Here is a 16,415-nt window from a genome sequence, read left to right as displayed (position 1 = left end):
GAAGCCCACCGCGCGGTGGCGAAAATCCACGCGCCCGATGGCGGGCACTTTCTACTCGGCTATCTCCAGGTCGCGCCGTCGCGTGCGGTGACCATCACCCGCGACTCCACCGACGCCACGGTGTAGTCGAAAGTTTCCACCGCCTTGCCGAGTTGCGTACCCAGCCGGTCCAGGTGCTGCCCGTCATGTCCAGCCGGTGATACAGCTCACGGCCCAGCCGCCGCACGGGTGGCCATATCCCTGGACAGCGGCTCCTGTCGCGAGCCGAAGGCGATGGCGCGCAGCAACGCGATCGAGGTTGTCGGAGTAGCGAGGATCACGTCGCGACCGAACGCGTACTCCAGCAACTCCGAGTCGGTGGTCAGGGCCGCGTCCAGGAACGGGTCGCCGGGCGCGAACAGGACCACGAATTCCGGCGCCGGATCGAAAGTGGCCCGGTACGCCTTGTCCGACAGCTGATCGACATGCGCGCGCAGATGCTTGGCGTGCCGGGTGAGCAGCTCGGCGCACCTCGGGGTCGTCGGTGGCGCAGGCGTCCAGGTAGGCGGCGAACAGCACCTTGGCGTCCACCACGATGTGCCTGCCGCCGGCCAGGCGCACCCACCAGGTCCGGTCGCACCGTGCGGTCGCCCTCGTCGCGACCGGTGGGGGTCATCTGGCTGCGGAAGTCGCAGTGCCCGGCCGGCTCGACCACGATCGAGCACCGAGAACTGTTCGGCATCGGGTCGGCAACCGGTTCTGCCGGTATGTTCCGTGGTTGCGGGAACCATCTGGATTCGGGCTTGCGGAGCCGAGGATCGGGAGACCATGCGATATGTGCGATTCGGCTCGGCGGCCGACCGGCTCGAACACGTCCGTCCCCTTCGCTGGACATGCCGGGCTCTTGCTGGGCAAACCCGGCGCGGCGGCCGGGGCGATTGAAGTCTGTCGGTGGGTTGCCCTACGGTTTCGCGGCATGCGGATGCTGCACACCTCGGACTGGCACATCGGGCGCACGTTCCATGGGGTCGATCTGCTTGCCGACCAGGCTCGTTCACTGGCCGCCATCGCGGACCTGGTGGCCGAGGAGTCGGTCGACGTGGTGGTGCTACCGGGTGACGTGTACGACCGATCGATTCCGAGCGCCGACGCGATCGCGGTGTGCAACCGGGGATTCGAGGCGATCCGGGCCGCGGGGGCGCAGATCGTCGCCACCTCGGGGAATCACGACTCGCCCGCCCGGCTGGGCGCCGGCGCGAGTTTCGCCGCGGCGGGCGGGCTGCATCTACGTACCACCGTGGCCGACGCCGATCACCCCGTTCTGCTGGAAGACGCGTACGGACCGGTGGCGTTCTACGGCATCCCGTACCTGGAACCGGAGATCACCCGCGCCGAACTCGAAGTGCCGCAAGCACGTTCGCATGCCGAGATCCTCGACGCGGCCATGGCTCGGGTGCGAGCCGACATCGCGCGACGGCCGGGGGTGCGGACGGTCGTGCTGGCGCACGCCTTCGTGGTCGGCGGGGAAGCCACCGGGTCGGAGCGCTCGATCTCGGTCGGCGGGGTGGAGACGGTCCCGCTGGCCGCCTTCGACGGGATCGACTACGTAGCGCTCGGCCACCTGCATTCGCCGCAGACGCTCGCCGAGCAGGTCCGCTACTCCGGCTCGCCGCTGCCGTATTCGTTCGGCGAGAACGTGCATCGCAAAGCCGTCTGGATCATCGACCTGGACGCGTCCGGTCTGCACACGGTGCGCCGCCGGGACCTGCCGACGGTACGGGGCCTGAGCAAACTGACCGGCACCCTGGACGAGCTGCTGAGCGGCGCGCAGCACTGCGCGGCCGAACAGCACTACGTGTCGGCCGTGCTCACCGACGTCGCCCGCCCGGTCGACGCCATGCGCAAACTGCGCGAACGGTTCCCCTACGCTGTCCACGTCGAATGGGCACGGCCCGAGGGGAACCCCGAACTGCGCTACCGTGAGCGGGTGCACGGCCGCCGCGACATCGAAGTAGCCCGCAGCTTCCTCACCGACGTCCGTGGCGTACCCAACTCGAGCGAGATGAACTGGCTGGAGCGGGCGCTGTCCGCCGCCGTCGCCGAGCCGGAGCAGGTGGCCGTGGTAGCCGCCGCCGAGGAACTGACCGCATGAGCGCTCTGCCGGAGCCGCGTGTAGGCGCGGCGGGATGAGGCTGCACAAGCTCGAGATGACCGCATTCGGCCCGTTCGCCGACACCACGGTCGTCGACTTCGACGCGCTCGGCGCCGACGGATTGTTCCTGCTGCACGGCCAGACCGGCGCGGGCAAGACCACGGTGCTGGACGCCATCGCGTTCGCGCTCTATGGCAGGGTCCCCGGCGCGCGCGGGGAGAGCAAGCGGCTGCACTCCGATCACGCACCGGAGCAGAGGCCACCGCAGGTGGTCCTGGAGGCGACCTTGGGTGGGCGGCGACTTCGCCTGACCCGCAGCCCCGAGTTCCAGCGTGCCAAACGTGATGGCACCGGCATGCGCACGATCAACCCGAAGGCGACGCTGACCTGGCTGGACGGCCGCGGGGAGAACCTCTCCCGGATACCGGATATCGGCGAGGAGGTGCTGCGCCTGCTCGGCATGAGCGCCGACCAGTTCTTCCAGGTGGTGCTGTTACCGCAGGGCGATTTCGCCCGCTTCCTGCGCGCGGACAACGAAGATCGCGAGAAATTACTCGAGAAGCTGTTCGACACCAGGCGATTCGGCACCGCGGAACAGTGGCTCGCCGACAAGCGTCGCGCCGCCGAAGCGGATCTGGACGCTCGTGCGGACGGCGTCAAGCGGCTGATCACCCAGGTGGGTATGGCGGCCGGAGTGGCGGATTCGGTCGGTCCGGCCGAGTGCGTCGAATGGTCCCAGGACCTGCTGGCCGCCGCACGCGCCGATCTCGCTGCCGCCGTCGCGGAGGTCGAACGCCGCCAACGAGATTCGGCGCGCGTCCGGGAGCAGGCCGAACAGGCGCGTCGGCTGCACGAGCTGCGCCGCCGCCTGAGCGTGGCGCGCGCCCAGCTGGACGACTACGCCGCGGGCACCGACCGGCGCGCCGCACTGCAAGCCGAACTCGACCTCGCTCGCCGGGCCGAGCCGGTCGCGGCCGCTATCGACGAAGCGCGTTCGGCGGTGCAAACCCAGCGCAGGCGCGACGGCGAGAAGCAGGCCGCGGCGCAGCGACTCGCGGCCAGGTTGCGGGAACCGGAGAGCGTCGAACTCGGTGGCGGCGAACTGGTCGATCCCGACGGCGAGCAAGTCCGCGACGATGCCGACATCGACGCGGCGATCCAGCGCTGGAGCGCGCAGATCGGCGCGCTGGACGAGGTGCGCACCGATGCCGCCACCGCGACCAGGCTCGGCGGTGAACTCGCCACGCTGCGTACCGAGGACGCGACGCTGGCCCGGCGCGTCACCGAACTCGCAACCCGGCGTGACGAACTGCCCGCGGCGCTCACCGCGGCCGAGGCCCGGCTGCGTGAGGCCACCGAAGCGGCCGCGGCCCTGCCCGGCATCACCGCGGAGACCGAGCGGCTGCAGACCGCCGCCACAGCCGCGGTCGAGCTGGCGGCCCGTCGCACCGCGCTCGATCACGCCCGGATCGAGTTCGACGCCGCCCGCACCGCGCATCTCGACGCCAAGGAACTCGTACTGGATCTGCGCGAGCGCAGGCTCAGCGGGATGGCCGCCGAACTGGCCGGCGAATTGGTTGACGGGAGTCCTTGCGCGGTCTGCGGTTCGGCGGAGCATCCCGCACCCGCCCGGCCCACCGACGCCGCGGTGTCCAAGGACGAGGAGGAGGCCGCCGTGGCGGCCGAGCGCGCCGCGGAGGACACCCGCGACCGCGCGCTGGCTCGTATCACCGGGCTCGAGCGCGAGATCGAAGCGCTCATCGCTCGCGGCGGCGATACCGACCGCGTCGAACTCGCCGCCGCCCTGCGCGCCGCGACCGACCGCTACGAGGACACCTCGGAACTGGCGGCGAACGCCGATGGGTTGGAAGCCGAACTCACCCGTTTGCGCGACGGCGAGGCCCGCCTGCACGAGGAGCTGCGCGCATCCGAGGCGCGCCGCAGCGCGGTCGCCGCCACCATCGTCTCCGCCGACGAGCGCTTGGCCGAACTCACCGAACGGCTGCGTACCGCGGCGGGCGCCGACCAGACCATCGACCGCCGACGTGCGCGGCTCGCCGCCCTCGTCAGCGAGGCCACCGCCCTGCGCGACGCCCGCGCCGAAGCCGTAGCGGCGCGTGAGCAGGTGTCGGTCATCACCGAACGGGTCCAGAACCTCGCGCGCGCAGCGGGTTTCGTGCCTGAGGGCGAGTTCGGCGGTCCGCTGCTTGTTCCCGGCGCATCGGCCGCGATCGGCGAGGCGGGTTCGCCTGGTGCGAATTCGGCTCTTTTCACCGAATCCGACACGAGGGTTACCCCCGGATCCGCTGGTCTGGATAACCCGGTGCGCTTGGCCGCTGCTGACGTCACCGCGCGCGACGATGTCGCGCTCTTGACCGCCTACGCGAAGGTCGTCGCCGCCGCGTCCCGCAGCCCGCGACAGCAGGCCGAGATCGACGCGGAACTCGTGGCCGCCGACCGTGCCCGTGCCGCGGCGGAAGCGGTGCTGGCGGAACCGGAGATCCGGGCGGCAGCGCAGCAGGAGCCCGGCGATCCGGCCGAGTTCGACGCGCTCGTGGCGGAGGCGCAGACCGCGCTCAACGCGGCGGTGGCCACCCATGCCGAGGCGAGCAGGCGGGCCGGCCAGCTCGAGGACCTCGGCGGCCAGCTCTGGGCCGCCGTGGACCGGATCGCCCCGGCTCAGCGAGCTTTCGACGAGCTGGACGGTCTCGCCGACGTGGTCGCCGGGCGCGGGGCGAACAACCGCCGCATGTCCCTGCACTCCTACGTCCTCGCCGCACGTCTGGAAGAAGTCGCCCAAGCGGGATCGCTGCGGTTGCGCAGGATGTCCGGCGGCCGTTACGAATTCGTCCACTCGGACAAGGCCGGTCCGCGCGGTCGCCGCGGCGGGCTCGGGCTGGACATCCGTGACGACTACACCGGAGCCATCCGCCCGGCCAAGACGCTCTCCGGCGGCGAAACCTTCATGGCGTCGCTGTCGCTGGCGCTCGGCCTGGCCGACACCGTCGCCGCCGAATCCGGTGGCCTCGTCCTGGACACCCTGTTCATCGACGAGGGTTTCGGCGGCCTGGACGCCGACACCCTGGACGCCGTGATGGGCGTGCTGGACGAACTGCGCGCGGGCGGCCGCGTGGTCGGCGTCGTCAGCCACGTGGACGAGATGCGCCAACGCATCCCCAGCCGCCTGCACGTCCTGCGCGGCCGCGCGGGCTCCCACCTGCAAGCGACCATCGCCTGAGCGCGAGCCTTCCGTCCGCGAGGGACGGATGATCGCCGACAGCCGGTTTCCGGCCCCGATGATGTGCGACTCGTCCCTCGCGGCGAACCGGCGAACCATGGGTCTGCTCGCGCGAGTGCTGCGGGCGACGGACATGCGGCGCTGGGTGAACCGGTCGCCGAGCCGTGCGCCGGTGACGCGGCGGCGTCTGCGAGCGACGGTCTGCCCTCGCGACAGTCGCCGATCCGGTCGCCGGACGCTCACCCCTCGTGGTCGAGCAGCCACCGTTTCACCGGTAGTCCCCAGCGGAAGCCGCCGAGTGCGCCGCCGATGCGCAGGATGCGGTGGCAGGGCACGAAGAGGGCGGCGGCGTTGCGGGCGCACGCGTTGGCCGCGGCGCGCGTGGCGTCGGGGCGGCCGGCGCGGGCCGCGAATTCGGTGTAGGTCAGAGGGCTGCCCGCCGGGACGGCGCGGAGTATCTCCCAGGCGTGGACGAGGAACTCCCCGGACTGCTGACGTACCGGAATCCGATCGATCGCGGTGACCTCCCCCTCGTGGTAGGCGGTGACGGCGCCGGTCACCTCGCCCAGCGAATCCCGCTGCCGTAACGAGCCGGGACGCAGGATGGGGTGGATCAGGCCGCGGAGGTCTTCCGCGTCGGATGTCCAGCCGGAGGCCAGGACCGCGCCGTCGGAGTCGACGAGCGTGGTGAACGGGCCGAGCGGGGTCTGCGTGACAGCGAAATCCGCTGTCGTGGTGAGAGTGCCGCCGGTCTGGGTGCGGACGGCGATGCTGGTGGTCATGATTCGACACTGCCTTTCGTGGTGGCGAGCGCGGGGACATCGGAAGGTGTGGCGCGGCTGGTCAGTGCCGCTTTCCATAGGTGCATGGACAAATACGACCGCCACGGCGCCCAGCGTGCGGTGTCCGTCAGATCAAGGCCGAGCAGGGTCGCGCCGCGGCGGACGACCAGGTCGGTCCCGAGCAGGACGTCCGGATCGGCGAGCAAGCGCATGATCACGTAGTCGGCGGTCCACGGCCCGACGCCGTCCAGCGCGAGCAGGTCGTGGCGCAGGTCGGCGGCGGTACGCCCCTGGTGCAGCGGCAGCTCGCCGGAAGCGAGTGCCTCGGCGGCCGCGATGATGGAACGGATGCGCCGCGCCGGTCCGGTCAGGATCTCGGCGCCACGCGCGGCGATGATTTCGGGTGCCGGGAACAGCAGCGGAATCGGCCCGTCCACCCGTTCGCCGAGCGCTTCGACCAGCCGCGCGGTGTGCGTCGCGGCGGCCGACACCGAGATCTGCTGCCCGATCATGGTGCGCAGCAAGAGTTCGGCTCCGTCCACGCACCCGGGCACGCGGATACCCGGCGTGAACGACGGGCGCGCCGCGTCGAGCGGCTCCGCCCCCGTCGGCGTCGCGGTTTCCGGCGGCGACCCCGCGTCCGGCAGGTACTCGGCGGCCTGCTCGGGCAGTTGTCTCGAGGAAGGCATGAGCGCGGCAGGACCGACACCGAGCGCGTCATCGATCCCGACCGGGTCGGCGTCCAGATCCAGCAGGTGCCGCAGCCTGGCCACCGTCGGCGCGAGATCGCGCATGTCGTGCAGGGACAGCTCCGCTCGCACGTGGTCGCGCTGGAAGCTCAGCCGCGCGGTGGCGTGCCCGTGTGGCGTGCGCAGGTTCCTGGTGTAGGCGCGGTTCTCCCACAATTCCATGCCCGGCACGACGTGGGCGGACAGGAACCACTCCAGCCAGGCCCGGTCGAGCGGTTCCCGGTAGGGCAGCCGCAGGGTGAGCGATCCGCTGCCGGCCTGTGCCGGGCGCGCGGAGGCGCCGGTCTTCGCGCGCTGCGCCTCGAGCCGCATGATGGTGGGGCTCACCGCGAACACCTCGCGCACCGTGTCGTTGAACTGGCGGATGGAGGCGAAGCCCGCCGCGAACGCGATATCGGACATGGGCATGGCGGTGGTCTGGATCAGCAGCCGCGCGGTGTGTGCCCGGTGCGCCCGTGCCAGTGCCAGCGGCCCCGCGCCCAGTTCCGTGGTCAGCACCCGGGTGAGCTGCCGCTGGGAGTAGCCGAGCGTGGCGGCCAGCCCGGGCACTCCGGTGCGCTCGACCACGCCGTCACCGATCAGCCGCATCGCCCGTGCGGCCAGATCCGCTCTCGTGTTCCACAGCGGCGATCCGGGCGCCGCGTCGGGCAGGCAGCGGCGGCAGGCGCGGTAGCCCGCCTGCTGCGCCGCTGCGGCGGTCGGCAGGAACGACACGTTGGCCCGCTTCGGCGTGATCGCCGGACACGAAGGGCGGCAATAGATTCCGGTGGTCCGTACCGCGGTGAAGAATTGCCCGTCGAATCGGGAGTCCCGGGTCGACACCGCCCGGTAGCAACGTTCGAAATCCAAAGCCGTGATCGTCACGCCCACCACAATGGCAGCTGTGGCGGACCCGTGCTAGCGGGAATCGGTCACCACCGCCGGTGGTTGTCCCCACCTCGCATAACGGTCATGACATCGCACAGCCGTCGCCTGGTTCGCGGTGGTGGTGGCTACCAAACGGGGGTGTGGTGGCGCGCGCCGAAATTCTGTCGTTCAGCAGCAGCGATTGGCTGGATTGCGATCCGCCTCGGCGTGCCGCTGCCGCCAGTACTCCCGCTCGGTCGGAATGGCGCAGCCCGGATGCCTGCGCCGCAGGTGCTCGACGTAGCGCTGATAATCCTGCCCGCCCAGGATCGAGTCGAACCACCAGATGGCCGCCCGAACGCCGTCGCGGCAGGCGCGGGCCGCGGCGCGCAGCCGAGTGCCGACCGGTCGCCCGGACCGGTCGGCACCCGGTTTGGCCGAGTCGTTCATCGCGCGTGGACGTGCGCCGCGCCGGGAGCGCGCACCTTTCCGGTCGCGATCAACTCGTCCCACTGCTTCTGCACTTCCTTCTCCGCCGCGGTGGCGACGAAACCACTGGGCGCGAAGATCTTCGACGGCTCTTCCGGCGTCTCGGTGGTCCTCGTCTCCCCGGAGCGCCAGGCGCGGTAGGCCACGACGGCGCCGACCACCGCGACGATCAGCACCAGCACCGCGAACACGATCGACAGTGTGCCCTGGATGAAGGTGTTGCGCACGATCGCGGTCATGTCGTCCTGCGTCTTCGCCGTCAGGCACAACTTCCCGGCGTCCTGCGCGGCCTGGCAGATGCTGTGCTGCTTCCAGTAGCCGAGCTTCGGGTCGGCGGAGAAGATCTTCTGCCACGATGCCGTCATGGTCACCAGCAGGTCCCAGACCAGCGGAATACCAGGCACCCAGGCCCATTTCGCGAGGCCCTTCTTCACCACGATCACCAGCACCACGGTCAACGCGATGGCGGCGAGCAACTGGTTGGCGATGCCGAACAGCGGGAACAGCGTGTTGATGCCGCCCAGCGGGTCGGTGACGCCCATCAGCAGGATCGAACCCCATGCCGCGACCACGATGGCGGAGCACAGCCACGCGCCCACCCGCCAGGACGGATCACGGAACTTCTTCGCCGCCCCGCCGAAGTTGCCCAGCGCGTCCGAGAGCATGAACCGCGCCACCCGGGTGCCCGCGTCGATCGTGGTGAGGATGAACAGCGCCTCGAACATGATCGCGAAGTGGTACCAGAACGACTTCATGCTCGCGCCGCCGAGGAACTGGTGGAACACCTCCGAGATGCCGACCGCCAGCGTCGGCGCGCCGCCCGTGCGAGAGATGATCGACGATTCGCCGACGTCGCTCGCCGCCTGGCTCAGCTCCGCCGGAGTGACCGCGGGACCGCTGAGCCCGAGGCTGTTGGTGTAGGCCGCGGCCTTCTCCGCGGTGCCGCCGGTGAGGCCGAGCGGCGCGTTCATCGCGAAGTACAGGTGCTGGTCGATGATCGAGGCGGTGATGATGGCCATGACCGCGACGAACGACTCCATCAGCATGCCGCCGTAGCCGATCATCCGGGCGTGTGATTCCTTCTCCAGCAGCTTCGGCGTGGTGCCGGAGGAGACCAGCGCGTGGAACCCGCTCAGCGCACCGCAGGCGATGGTGATGAACAGGAACGGGAACAGCGAGCCCGCGAAGGCAGGCCCGGTGCCGGTGGAGGCGAACGACGAGACCGCGGGCGCGTGCAGCACCGGCAGCGTGACGAGGATGCCCACCGCGAGCAGCCCGATGGTGCCGACCTTCATGAACGTCGACAGGTAGTCGCGCGGCGCCAGCAGCAGCCACACCGGAAGCACCGAGGCGACGAAGCCGTAGGCGATCAGCAGCCAGGAGATGGTCACCGGCGAGAGCGTGAACCAGTCCGCGCCCCAGTCGGTTTCCGACACCCAGCCGCCGCTCACGATGGCCAGCAGCAGCAGCGCGAATCCGATCACGGAGACCTCGCCGACCTTGCCCGGCCGCAGGAACCGCAGGTATACGCCCATGAACAGCGCGATGGGAATGGTCATGCCGATCGAGAAGACGCCCCACGGGCTGTGCGCGAGCGCGTTGACGACCACCAGCGCGAGCACCGCCAGAAGGATCATCATGATCACCAGCACGCCGACGATGGCCGACCAGCCGCCGATCACCCCAAGCTCGTCCCTGGCCATCTGCCCGAGGCTGCGGCCGCGCCGCTTCATCGAAACCCATAGCACCAGGTAGTCCTGCACCGCCCCGGCCAGTACCACGCCGACCACGATCCAGATGGTCCCCGGCAGGTAGCCCATCTGCGCGGCCAGCACCGGCCCGACCAGCGGACCCGCGCCCGCGATGGCGGCGAAATGGTGCCCGTAGAGCACCCGCCGGTCCATCGGCATGTAGTCCTTGCCGTTCTCCAGGATCTCGGCGGGCGTGGCCAGGTCGTCACGCGGTTCGACGATCTTGCGTTCGATGAACCTGGCGTAGAACCGATACGCGATGATGTAGGTGGATACCGCCGCGATCACGATCCACACCGCGTTCACCGATTCGCCCCGCGAGATGGCGAGCACCGCCCAAGCTATGGCGCCGAGTACGGCGATCGCGGCGAAGATCAATTTCTTGGCCGGTGTGATCGGGGACTTGTCGACCACGCCGACGGGCGGCAGATCGGGATCGGTCCGCAGATATTCGATTGTCGCCATCTGCCTTCTCTCCTGTAAAACGCGCAGGATCTTGCTGAAACACGTGACAACGTATCCGATCGATGATCGCCGTCGCGCCGATTCCGGACGCCGAGCGGGCACCGTGAAATATTGTTCATGTGTCGGCCGTCACCACGTGATTGCCGAACGTATGCTGCCATGCGGTTCGAGGAGCTCCACATCCGCCCTGGAGGAGGGCTTTGTTGCGTGCGAATCCCGTCGCCCGGGTCCGTCGCCGGACGCTGCTCGGGTCGGCGCTGGCCGCGCCGCTGCTGGCCGGCGGCGGCTGCGCTTCCGATGACGACGCGTTGACCTTCTTCTTCCAGGCCAGGCCGGAAGAGGCGCGGGTGCGGCTGAAGATCATCGACGAGTTCCGGAAATCGCACCCCGGCATCCGGATTCGCACCATTGTGTCGGGGCCGGATCCGTTGCAGCAGATGCTCACCTACTGCGCGGGCGGTAAGTGCCCGGACGTGCTGATGGCGTGGGAGCTGCTCTATTCCGGGCTGGCCGAGCGCGGCGTCCTGCTGGATCTGAACACGCTGCTGGATCGCGACCCGCGCTACGCGGCCGAGCTGAAAGCCGACAGCTATCCGGCGCTGTATGACACCTTCGCTTACGGGGGCGGGCAGTACGCCCTGCCCGAACAGTGGTCCGGCGTGTTCCTGTACTACAACCGGACCTTGTTCGACGAGGCCGGGATCACCCCGCCCGCCCGCTGGCTCGACGCCTGGTCGTTCGATGAGTTCCTGGCCGCCGCCGCGGCGTTGACCAGGCGCGACTCGTCCGGACGGACCCGGTGGGGTTTCGCCGACGCCTGGGTGCCGTACTTCTCGGCGGCCTGCTTCGGCATGAACAACGGCGCCGAATGGTTCTCGCCCTCGGTGAACCCGACCAGGACCAACCTCGGCGATCCGCGCTTCGCCGAAGGCTTCCAGTTCTACGCCGATCTCGCCGTACGCCACCGCGTGGCGCCGAAAGCCGCCGACACGCTCTCGGTTTCGGCGCCAGACCTGTTCCGGCGGGGCCGGGCGGCGATGGCATTGGGCGGGCACTGGCTGTACTCCGAATTCGCCGGGCACGACGATCTCGCGATCGACGTCACGGTGCTGCCGACCGGCCCGCACGGTGGTCCCGGCGCGATCACCGACGTCGGCAGCACCGGCCTGGCCATCGCCGCGGACAGTCCGCGCGTCGAACAAGCTTGGGAGTTCGTGAAGTTCGCGACCGGACCGGTGGGGCAGGCGATCATCGCCGCGTCCGGGCTGTTCGTTCCGGTGCTGAAATCGGCCATGAGTTCACCGGGTTTCGCCGCCGCGCACCGCGAGGTCCGCAATCTCGAGGTATTCACCGAAGGCCCGGCCAGCTCCCGTCCGCTGCCGGTGACACCCGCGTGGGGCAAGGTGTCCGCCCTGCTCGAACGCGGCGCCAACCGAGTGCTGCGCGGCGCCGCCACCGCCGCCTCCCTGGAGGGGCGTTTCGCCTCCGACGTCGACGCGCTGCTGGACACGCCGTGACCGGCGCACAAAGGTCGCAAACGTCGGGCAAAGGGGGTGTGGCCTCCCGGTTGGCGCGGCGTCGGGAACGGGCCGGGTGGGCGTTCGTCGCGCCCAACGTGGCGGCCGTGGCGATTTTCTTGTTGTTCCCGCTGGGATTTTCGCTCTATCTGAGTTTTCATTCGTGGGACTTGTTCAGTCCCATGCGCTTTGTCGGTGTGGACAACTACCGGCGGCTGTTCGGTTCGGACCCGTTGTTTCTCATCGCATTGCGCAACACTGCCGTTTTCACAGTGTCCACCTTGGCGCCAACGGTGGTGATCGGACTGGCCGTCGCCGCCGCACTGAATCGAAAGCTGGCCGGTATCGGCCTCTTTCGGACCCTCGCGTTTCTGCCGTTGGTCGCCTCGGCGGTTGCCATGGCCGTGGTGTGGCGGTTCCTGTTCACCGACGACGGGCTGCTGAATTCGGCGCTGGCCGGGTTCGGCATCGACGCGGTGCCGTGGCTGACCGACCCCGACTGGGCGCTGGTCTCGCTCAGCATCGTCACCGTGTGGAAGAGCGTGCCGTTCGCGACGGTCATCCTGCTCGCCGCCATGCAGGGCGTGCCGCAGACGCTCTACGAGGCCGCGATGATCGACGGAGCCGGTGCGCTGCGGCGGTTGTTCGCGATCACGCTGCCGCTGATCCGAGGGCCGTTGTCGTTCGTCTTCATCATCACGATCATCAATTCGGTGCAGGCGTTCGACCAGGCCTACGCGCTGACCGGCGGGAACGGGGGACCGGAGACGGGTACGTACCTGTTGGGGATCATGCTGTTCCAGAACGCGTTCGGTTTCTACGAGGTCGGTTATGCCTCCGCGCTCGCCTGGGTGATCTTCGCGATGCTGTTCCTGCTCACCCTGGTGCAGTTGCGGCTGGCCCGGCGCTCGGAGGTGGAACAGTGAACACCTACGAGGTGGTGCGGCGCGCACTGCCGGTCCGGCGCGACCGCGCGGGCGTCGCGTTCGGCCGGGTCGACCGGGCGGTCGTGCGGCGGCTGCTGCGCGGGACCGCGCTATACGCGGTGCTGGTCGGTATCGCGTGGTGCGCGCTGCTGCCGATCCTGTGGGCGGTGTCGGGCTCGCTGAAGCGGGACGGTGAGATCGCCGACGCGGCTTTCCTTCCGCAGCGGCCGCAGTGGTCGAACTACGGGAAGGTCTTCGAACTGCTGCCGATGGGGCGGATGCTGCTCAACACCACGGTTTACGCGCTGTGTGTGACGGCGGGGCAGGTCTTCTTCTGTTCCCTGGCCGGCTATGCCTTCGCGCGCTTGCGCTTTCGCGGGCGCGACATGCTGTTCCTCGCTTACCTCGCGACGCTGATGGTGCCGCTGACCGTGACGGTGATCCCGCAGTTCCTGCTGATGCGGGCGTTCGGCTGGGTGGACACCCCGTGGGCGATGATCGTTCCCGGCCTGTTCGGCAGCGCGTTCGGCACGTATCTGATGCGGCAGTTCTTCCGCACGCTGCCCGACGAACTGGAGGAGGCCGCCATCCTCGACGGTTGCAACACCTGGCAGGTCTATTGGCGGGTCCTGCTGCCGCACACCCGTCCGGCCCTGATGGTGCTCGCCGTGCTCACCTGGATCACCGTGTGGAACGACTTCCTCTGGCCGCTGGTCATGATCCAGCGCGAGGACGTGGCCACCGCGACACTGGGTCTGGTCCGGCTGCAAGGCCAGTACCACACCCAGTGGCCGATCCTGATGGCCGCCGCGGTCGTCATCCTGGTTCCGCTGCTGGTGATCTACGCGATCGCCCAGCGCGCGTTCATCCGCGGCATCGCGATGTCGGGGCTCGGCGGGCGTTAGTCGGTTGTTCCCCAATAGGTGCCGAAACTCCAGAGGTTGCCCTCCGGGTCGCGGACCGTGAAGCCGCGCGAGCCGTAGTCCTCGTCGCGCAGGCCGCGGACCACTTCCGCGCCCGCGGCGGTCGCGCGGGCGAACAAGGCGTCGGGCTCCTCGCAGACCAGATAGACGGAGTCGGTGCCGGTCGGGCGAGTGCCGAACGGGCTGTCGTCCTTGCCTGCCGAGCCGAACATGACGCCGCCGCCCAGCGGCCAGCGCAGTTCCGCGTGCTCGACGATCGACGGGTCGTCCTCGCGGGTATAGAGCGCGGCTTCCCGGAAGCCGAACGCCTCGACGAGGAAAGTTGCCATGGCGCGGGCATCGCGGAAGGTCAGCGTGGGCCAGACGGCGGTGCGGGTGCTGGTTTGTGTCGGATTCGTCATGGATTCATCGTCATCCGGCGGACTCGTCGGCGGCTTGGACGGATGGAACCTCCTCGGCGAGCCAGACGGTCGGGCTCGTTCCGGCGAGGTCGGCGAAGTCGCGGTCCAGATGGGCCTGGTCGTAATAGCCGCACGCGGCGGCCACCTGGGCGATGGTGATGTAGGAGGGCGTGTGCGCGAGCATTCGGCGGGCTCGTTCGAAGCGCGTGATCCGGGCCGCGAGCTTCGGGCTCAGACCGAACTCGCGATTGAACCGGCGCGTCAGATGCTGCCTGCTCCACCCGATCTGCTCGGCCAGCGGGCCGACCGCTATCGCGCCGCCGGAGCCGACCACGGCGCGCCAGGCCCGGGTGAGCTCCGGACCCACCGCGCGGTCGGGATCGGCGAGCGCGCAGAGCACCCGATCGCAGACGGCGAAACGTTCCGGCCACCTCGGCGCGGATTGCAACCGTTCCCACAACTCCAGGCCGACGGGACCGACGACCTCGGAGAATTCGACCGACGTATCCCACAGCGCCGCCGCGGGCATGCCGAACAAGGTGCGGCAACCGAGTGGCGTGAGCGCCACGGCCACCCCCTCCTGGTGACCGTCGTGCGCGATCAGCGCCGTGCTCGCCTGTAGGCCGCTCAGCACGCACCGGTAGTTCCGCGGAGACTGTCGCGGATCGGTCTGCTCGACGACGTCGATCGTGGGGCCGATCCCGACGATGAAAGTCATGTGCCGCGAGGGCAACCCACGATGGATCGCCGCCGCGAATCCGGACATGCGATACCCGATATAGCGGTCGATGAACGCGGCGAGCGCGGGCGCCGGACGCGCCGTCACCACCTCCGTGGTCGGCTCCATACGGGACACGCTACGCCCGGGGACCGACATGTGGCCCGATCAGTTCGCGACGTTGACGTGCGCGCGGATCGCGGTTTCGGCGGTGGCCGTGTCGAGCAGGCAGGTGGCCGAGTCGTCGCGGGTGATGCGAATGCGGACCACGGGCCATCGCCGTGATCGCGTGTCCCGCGGCCAGACCGCGGGACTTGCCCGGATTTCGAGGGGACGCTCGTTCGGACTCGTTCGCGGATTCGCGCGGACTTCGGTCTCTGGCCCCGGGCGGCTCTCCACCGGGTCCGGCCGCCGGTGAGATGTACCACTACAGCGTGTAGTGGACTGTGATCACCCCTCTCGATCCGGCTACCGTTGCGCCTTCTAACGATTTCTGGAGGTGTGATGCGGCGGGTGCAGTACGAGGGCGGCGGTGGTCCCGAGGTGCTCGAGCTCGTCTCGGTCGAGGTGCCGACGCCCGGTCCAGGGGAACTGCTGGTCCGTGTGGAGGCGGTCGGGGTGACCCTGCCGGTGGTGCGGAAGGTGCGTGAGCAGCGCGAACCTGTCGCGTTGGGCGGCGAGGTCGCGGGCGAGGTGGTCGCGGTCGGCGAGGGCGTCGAGCGGTACGCGCCCGGCTATCGGGTGACCGGCCTCGTGTTCGGGCACGGTTACGCGGACTACGCCGTGCTGTCGGCGGCCATGGCGTCGCCGATTCCCGACGGCGCGTCGGCGGTCGACGCGGTCGCGCTGGTGCGCAGCGGCTTGGTGGCGCTCGGCGCGCTCGACGCCGCGTCTGCGCGGGAAGGCGAGTCCGCTTTGATAACCGCCGCCGCCAGCGGCGTCGGTCATCTCGCGGTCCAGCTCGCGCGGGTGCGCGGCGCGGCGCGGGTGGTCGGCGCGGTGTCGGATCTCGCGAAGGCTGATTTCGTCCAGAAGCTCGGAGCCGACGACGTGGTCGAGTACGGCCGAGAGTCCTGGGGCCCTCCCGCCGACTACGTGCTCGACGCGGTCGGCGGGGACCTCCTGACGCCCGCGCTAGCGGCCCTGGCCCCCGGCGGCCGCCTGGTCGCCTACAGCTCCGGCGGCGGCGCCATCCAGGCATACGACCTGCTCGTCGGCGCGAAATCCGTCATAGGCTTCCAAATGGCCCGCATCGCGCAAAAACAGCCCGACCTGTACGAGCACTGGCGCCAAGAGCTGTGGCAGTACTTCGCCTCGGGCCAACTCCGCCCCGCCGTGCACGCCGAATTCCCCCTCGAGGAAGCGGCCGCGGCCCACACCGCCATCGAGCATCGCGCCAACCTCGGCAAGGTCGTCCTCATCCCCTGAGGCCCGCCCGTGAGCCACTCGCGGCATGGGATACCGGCGCTGGTGTCGATG

12 protein-coding genes and 1 pseudogene are annotated in these 16,415 nt (G+C 69.7%); 6 read left to right on the top strand and 7 right to left on the bottom strand.

From position 1 onward, the window contains the following. Positions 1-80: 80 nt before the first annotated feature. Positions 81-694, bottom strand: a pseudogene (locus NA8_RS32880) (DNA recombination protein RmuC); the annotation flags it as partial. Positions 695-955: 261 nt separating this feature from the next. Here NA8_RS32880 and NA8_RS15880 point away from each other — a divergent pair. Together NA8_RS15880 and NA8_RS15875 are read left to right on the top strand one after the other, a co-directional pair. Next, the gene (locus NA8_RS15880) at positions 956-2,131 is read left to right on the top strand and encodes an exonuclease SbcCD subunit D (RefSeq protein ID WP_063051156.1); all 1,176 of its coding nucleotides are present in this window, start codon (positions 956-958) and stop codon (positions 2,129-2,131) included. A 34-nt stretch (positions 2,132-2,165) separates the two neighbouring features. Next, a complete protein-coding gene (locus tag NA8_RS15875; RefSeq protein WP_063051155.1) occupies positions 2,166-5,369 on the top strand; it encodes an AAA family ATPase in 3,204 nt (1,067 codons plus the stop codon). A 239-nt stretch (positions 5,370-5,608) separates the two neighbouring features. On the opposite strand, the gene NA8_RS15870 is transcribed toward NA8_RS15875, so the two are convergent. The 4 genes from NA8_RS15870 to NA8_RS15855 form a co-directional block, all read right to left on the bottom strand. Beyond that, the gene (locus NA8_RS15870) at positions 5,609-6,151 is read right to left on the bottom strand and encodes a methylated-DNA--[protein]-cysteine S-methyltransferase (RefSeq protein ID WP_063051154.1); all 543 of its coding nucleotides are present in this window, start codon (positions 6,149-6,151) and stop codon (positions 5,609-5,611) included. Then, complete coding sequence (locus tag NA8_RS15865) at positions 6,148-7,764, bottom strand: DNA-3-methyladenine glycosylase 2 family protein (protein ID WP_063051222.1); 1,617 nt, start codon at positions 7,762-7,764, stop codon at positions 6,148-6,150. Before NA8_RS15865 ends, NA8_RS15870 begins: the two co-directional genes overlap by 4 nt. A gap of 171 nt (positions 7,765-7,935) precedes the next feature. Beyond that, the gene (locus NA8_RS15860) at positions 7,936-8,139 is read right to left on the bottom strand and encodes a YbdD/YjiX family protein (protein ID WP_063051221.1); all 204 of its coding nucleotides are present in this window, start codon (positions 8,137-8,139) and stop codon (positions 7,936-7,938) included. 53 nt (positions 8,140-8,192) lie between these two features. After that, entirely contained in the window at positions 8,193-10,451 is a 2,259-nt protein-coding gene (locus NA8_RS15855) for a carbon starvation CstA family protein (RefSeq protein ID WP_063051153.1), read from the bottom strand. A 203-nt stretch (positions 10,452-10,654) separates the two neighbouring features. On the opposite strand from NA8_RS15855, the gene NA8_RS15850 reads away from it, so the two are divergent. The 3 genes from NA8_RS15850 (at position 10,655) to NA8_RS15840 (ending at position 13,799) form a co-directional block, all read left to right on the top strand. After that, on the top strand, positions 10,655-11,968 hold the full coding sequence (locus tag NA8_RS15850) for an ABC transporter substrate-binding protein (protein WP_063051220.1): 1,314 nt from the start codon (positions 10,655-10,657) through the stop codon (positions 11,966-11,968). Positions 11,969-12,018: 50 nt separating this feature from the next. Next, positions 12,019-12,894, top strand: coding sequence for a carbohydrate ABC transporter permease (locus NA8_RS15845; protein ID WP_063051219.1), 876 nt, complete (start codon positions 12,019-12,021; stop codon positions 12,892-12,894). 83 nt (positions 12,895-12,977) lie between these two features. After that, positions 12,978-13,799 (top strand): carbohydrate ABC transporter permease, encoded by an 822-nt coding sequence (locus NA8_RS15840; RefSeq protein ID WP_063051218.1) that lies wholly within the window; start codon positions 12,978-12,980, stop codon positions 13,797-13,799. Here NA8_RS15840 and NA8_RS15835 read toward each other — a convergent pair. Both NA8_RS15835 and NA8_RS15830 read right to left on the bottom strand, forming a co-directional pair. Further along, on the bottom strand, positions 13,796-14,218 hold the full coding sequence (locus NA8_RS15835) for a VOC family protein (protein ID WP_063051152.1): 423 nt from the start codon (positions 14,216-14,218) through the stop codon (positions 13,796-13,798). The two genes, NA8_RS15840 and NA8_RS15835, sit on opposite strands and share 4 nt — an antisense overlap. Before the next feature lie 10 nt (positions 14,219-14,228). Continuing rightward, a complete protein-coding gene (locus tag NA8_RS15830; RefSeq protein WP_063051151.1) occupies positions 14,229-15,065 on the bottom strand; it encodes an AraC family transcriptional regulator in 837 nt (278 codons plus the stop codon). 375 nt (positions 15,066-15,440) lie between these two features. On the opposite strand from NA8_RS15830, the gene NA8_RS15825 reads away from it, so the two are divergent. Continuing rightward, entirely contained in the window at positions 15,441-16,364 is a 924-nt protein-coding gene (locus tag NA8_RS15825; protein ID WP_063051150.1) for a quinone oxidoreductase family protein, read from the top strand. The last annotated feature ends 51 nt before the right edge of the window (positions 16,365-16,415 follow it).

The sequence above is a fragment of the Nocardia arthritidis NBRC 100137 genome, from assembly GCF_001612765.1.
Lineage (GTDB): Bacteria > Actinomycetota > Actinomycetes > Mycobacteriales > Mycobacteriaceae > Nocardia > Nocardia arthritidis.
The sequence above is the reverse complement of the archived record's forward strand: the minus strand, read 5'-3'. Positions and strand labels throughout refer to the sequence as shown.

Excerpts from the sequence above, each read along its gene's own strand:
- NA8_RS15880 (WP_063051156.1), top strand. The coding sequence starts at position 956 with ATGCGGATGCTGCACACCTCGGACTGGCACATCGGGCGCACGTTCCAT.
- NA8_RS15875 (WP_063051155.1), top strand. The coding sequence starts at position 2,166 with ATGAGGCTGCACAAGCTCGAGATGACCGCATTCGGCCCGTTCGCCGAC.
- NA8_RS15870 (WP_063051154.1), bottom strand. The coding sequence starts at position 6,151 with ATGACCACCAGCATCGCCGTCCGCACCCAGACCGGCGGCACTCTCACC.
- NA8_RS15855 (WP_063051153.1), bottom strand. The coding sequence starts at position 10,451 with ATGGCGACAATCGAATATCTGCGGACCGATCCCGATCTGCCGCCCGTC.
- NA8_RS15835 (WP_063051152.1), bottom strand. The coding sequence starts at position 14,218 with ATGACGAATCCGACACAAACCAGCACCCGCACCGCCGTCTGGCCCACG.
- NA8_RS15830 (WP_063051151.1), bottom strand. The coding sequence starts at position 15,065 with ATGGAGCCGACCACGGAGGTGGTGACGGCGCGTCCGGCGCCCGCGCTC.
- NA8_RS15825 (WP_063051150.1), top strand. The coding sequence starts at position 15,441 with ATGCGGCGGGTGCAGTACGAGGGCGGCGGTGGTCCCGAGGTGCTCGAG.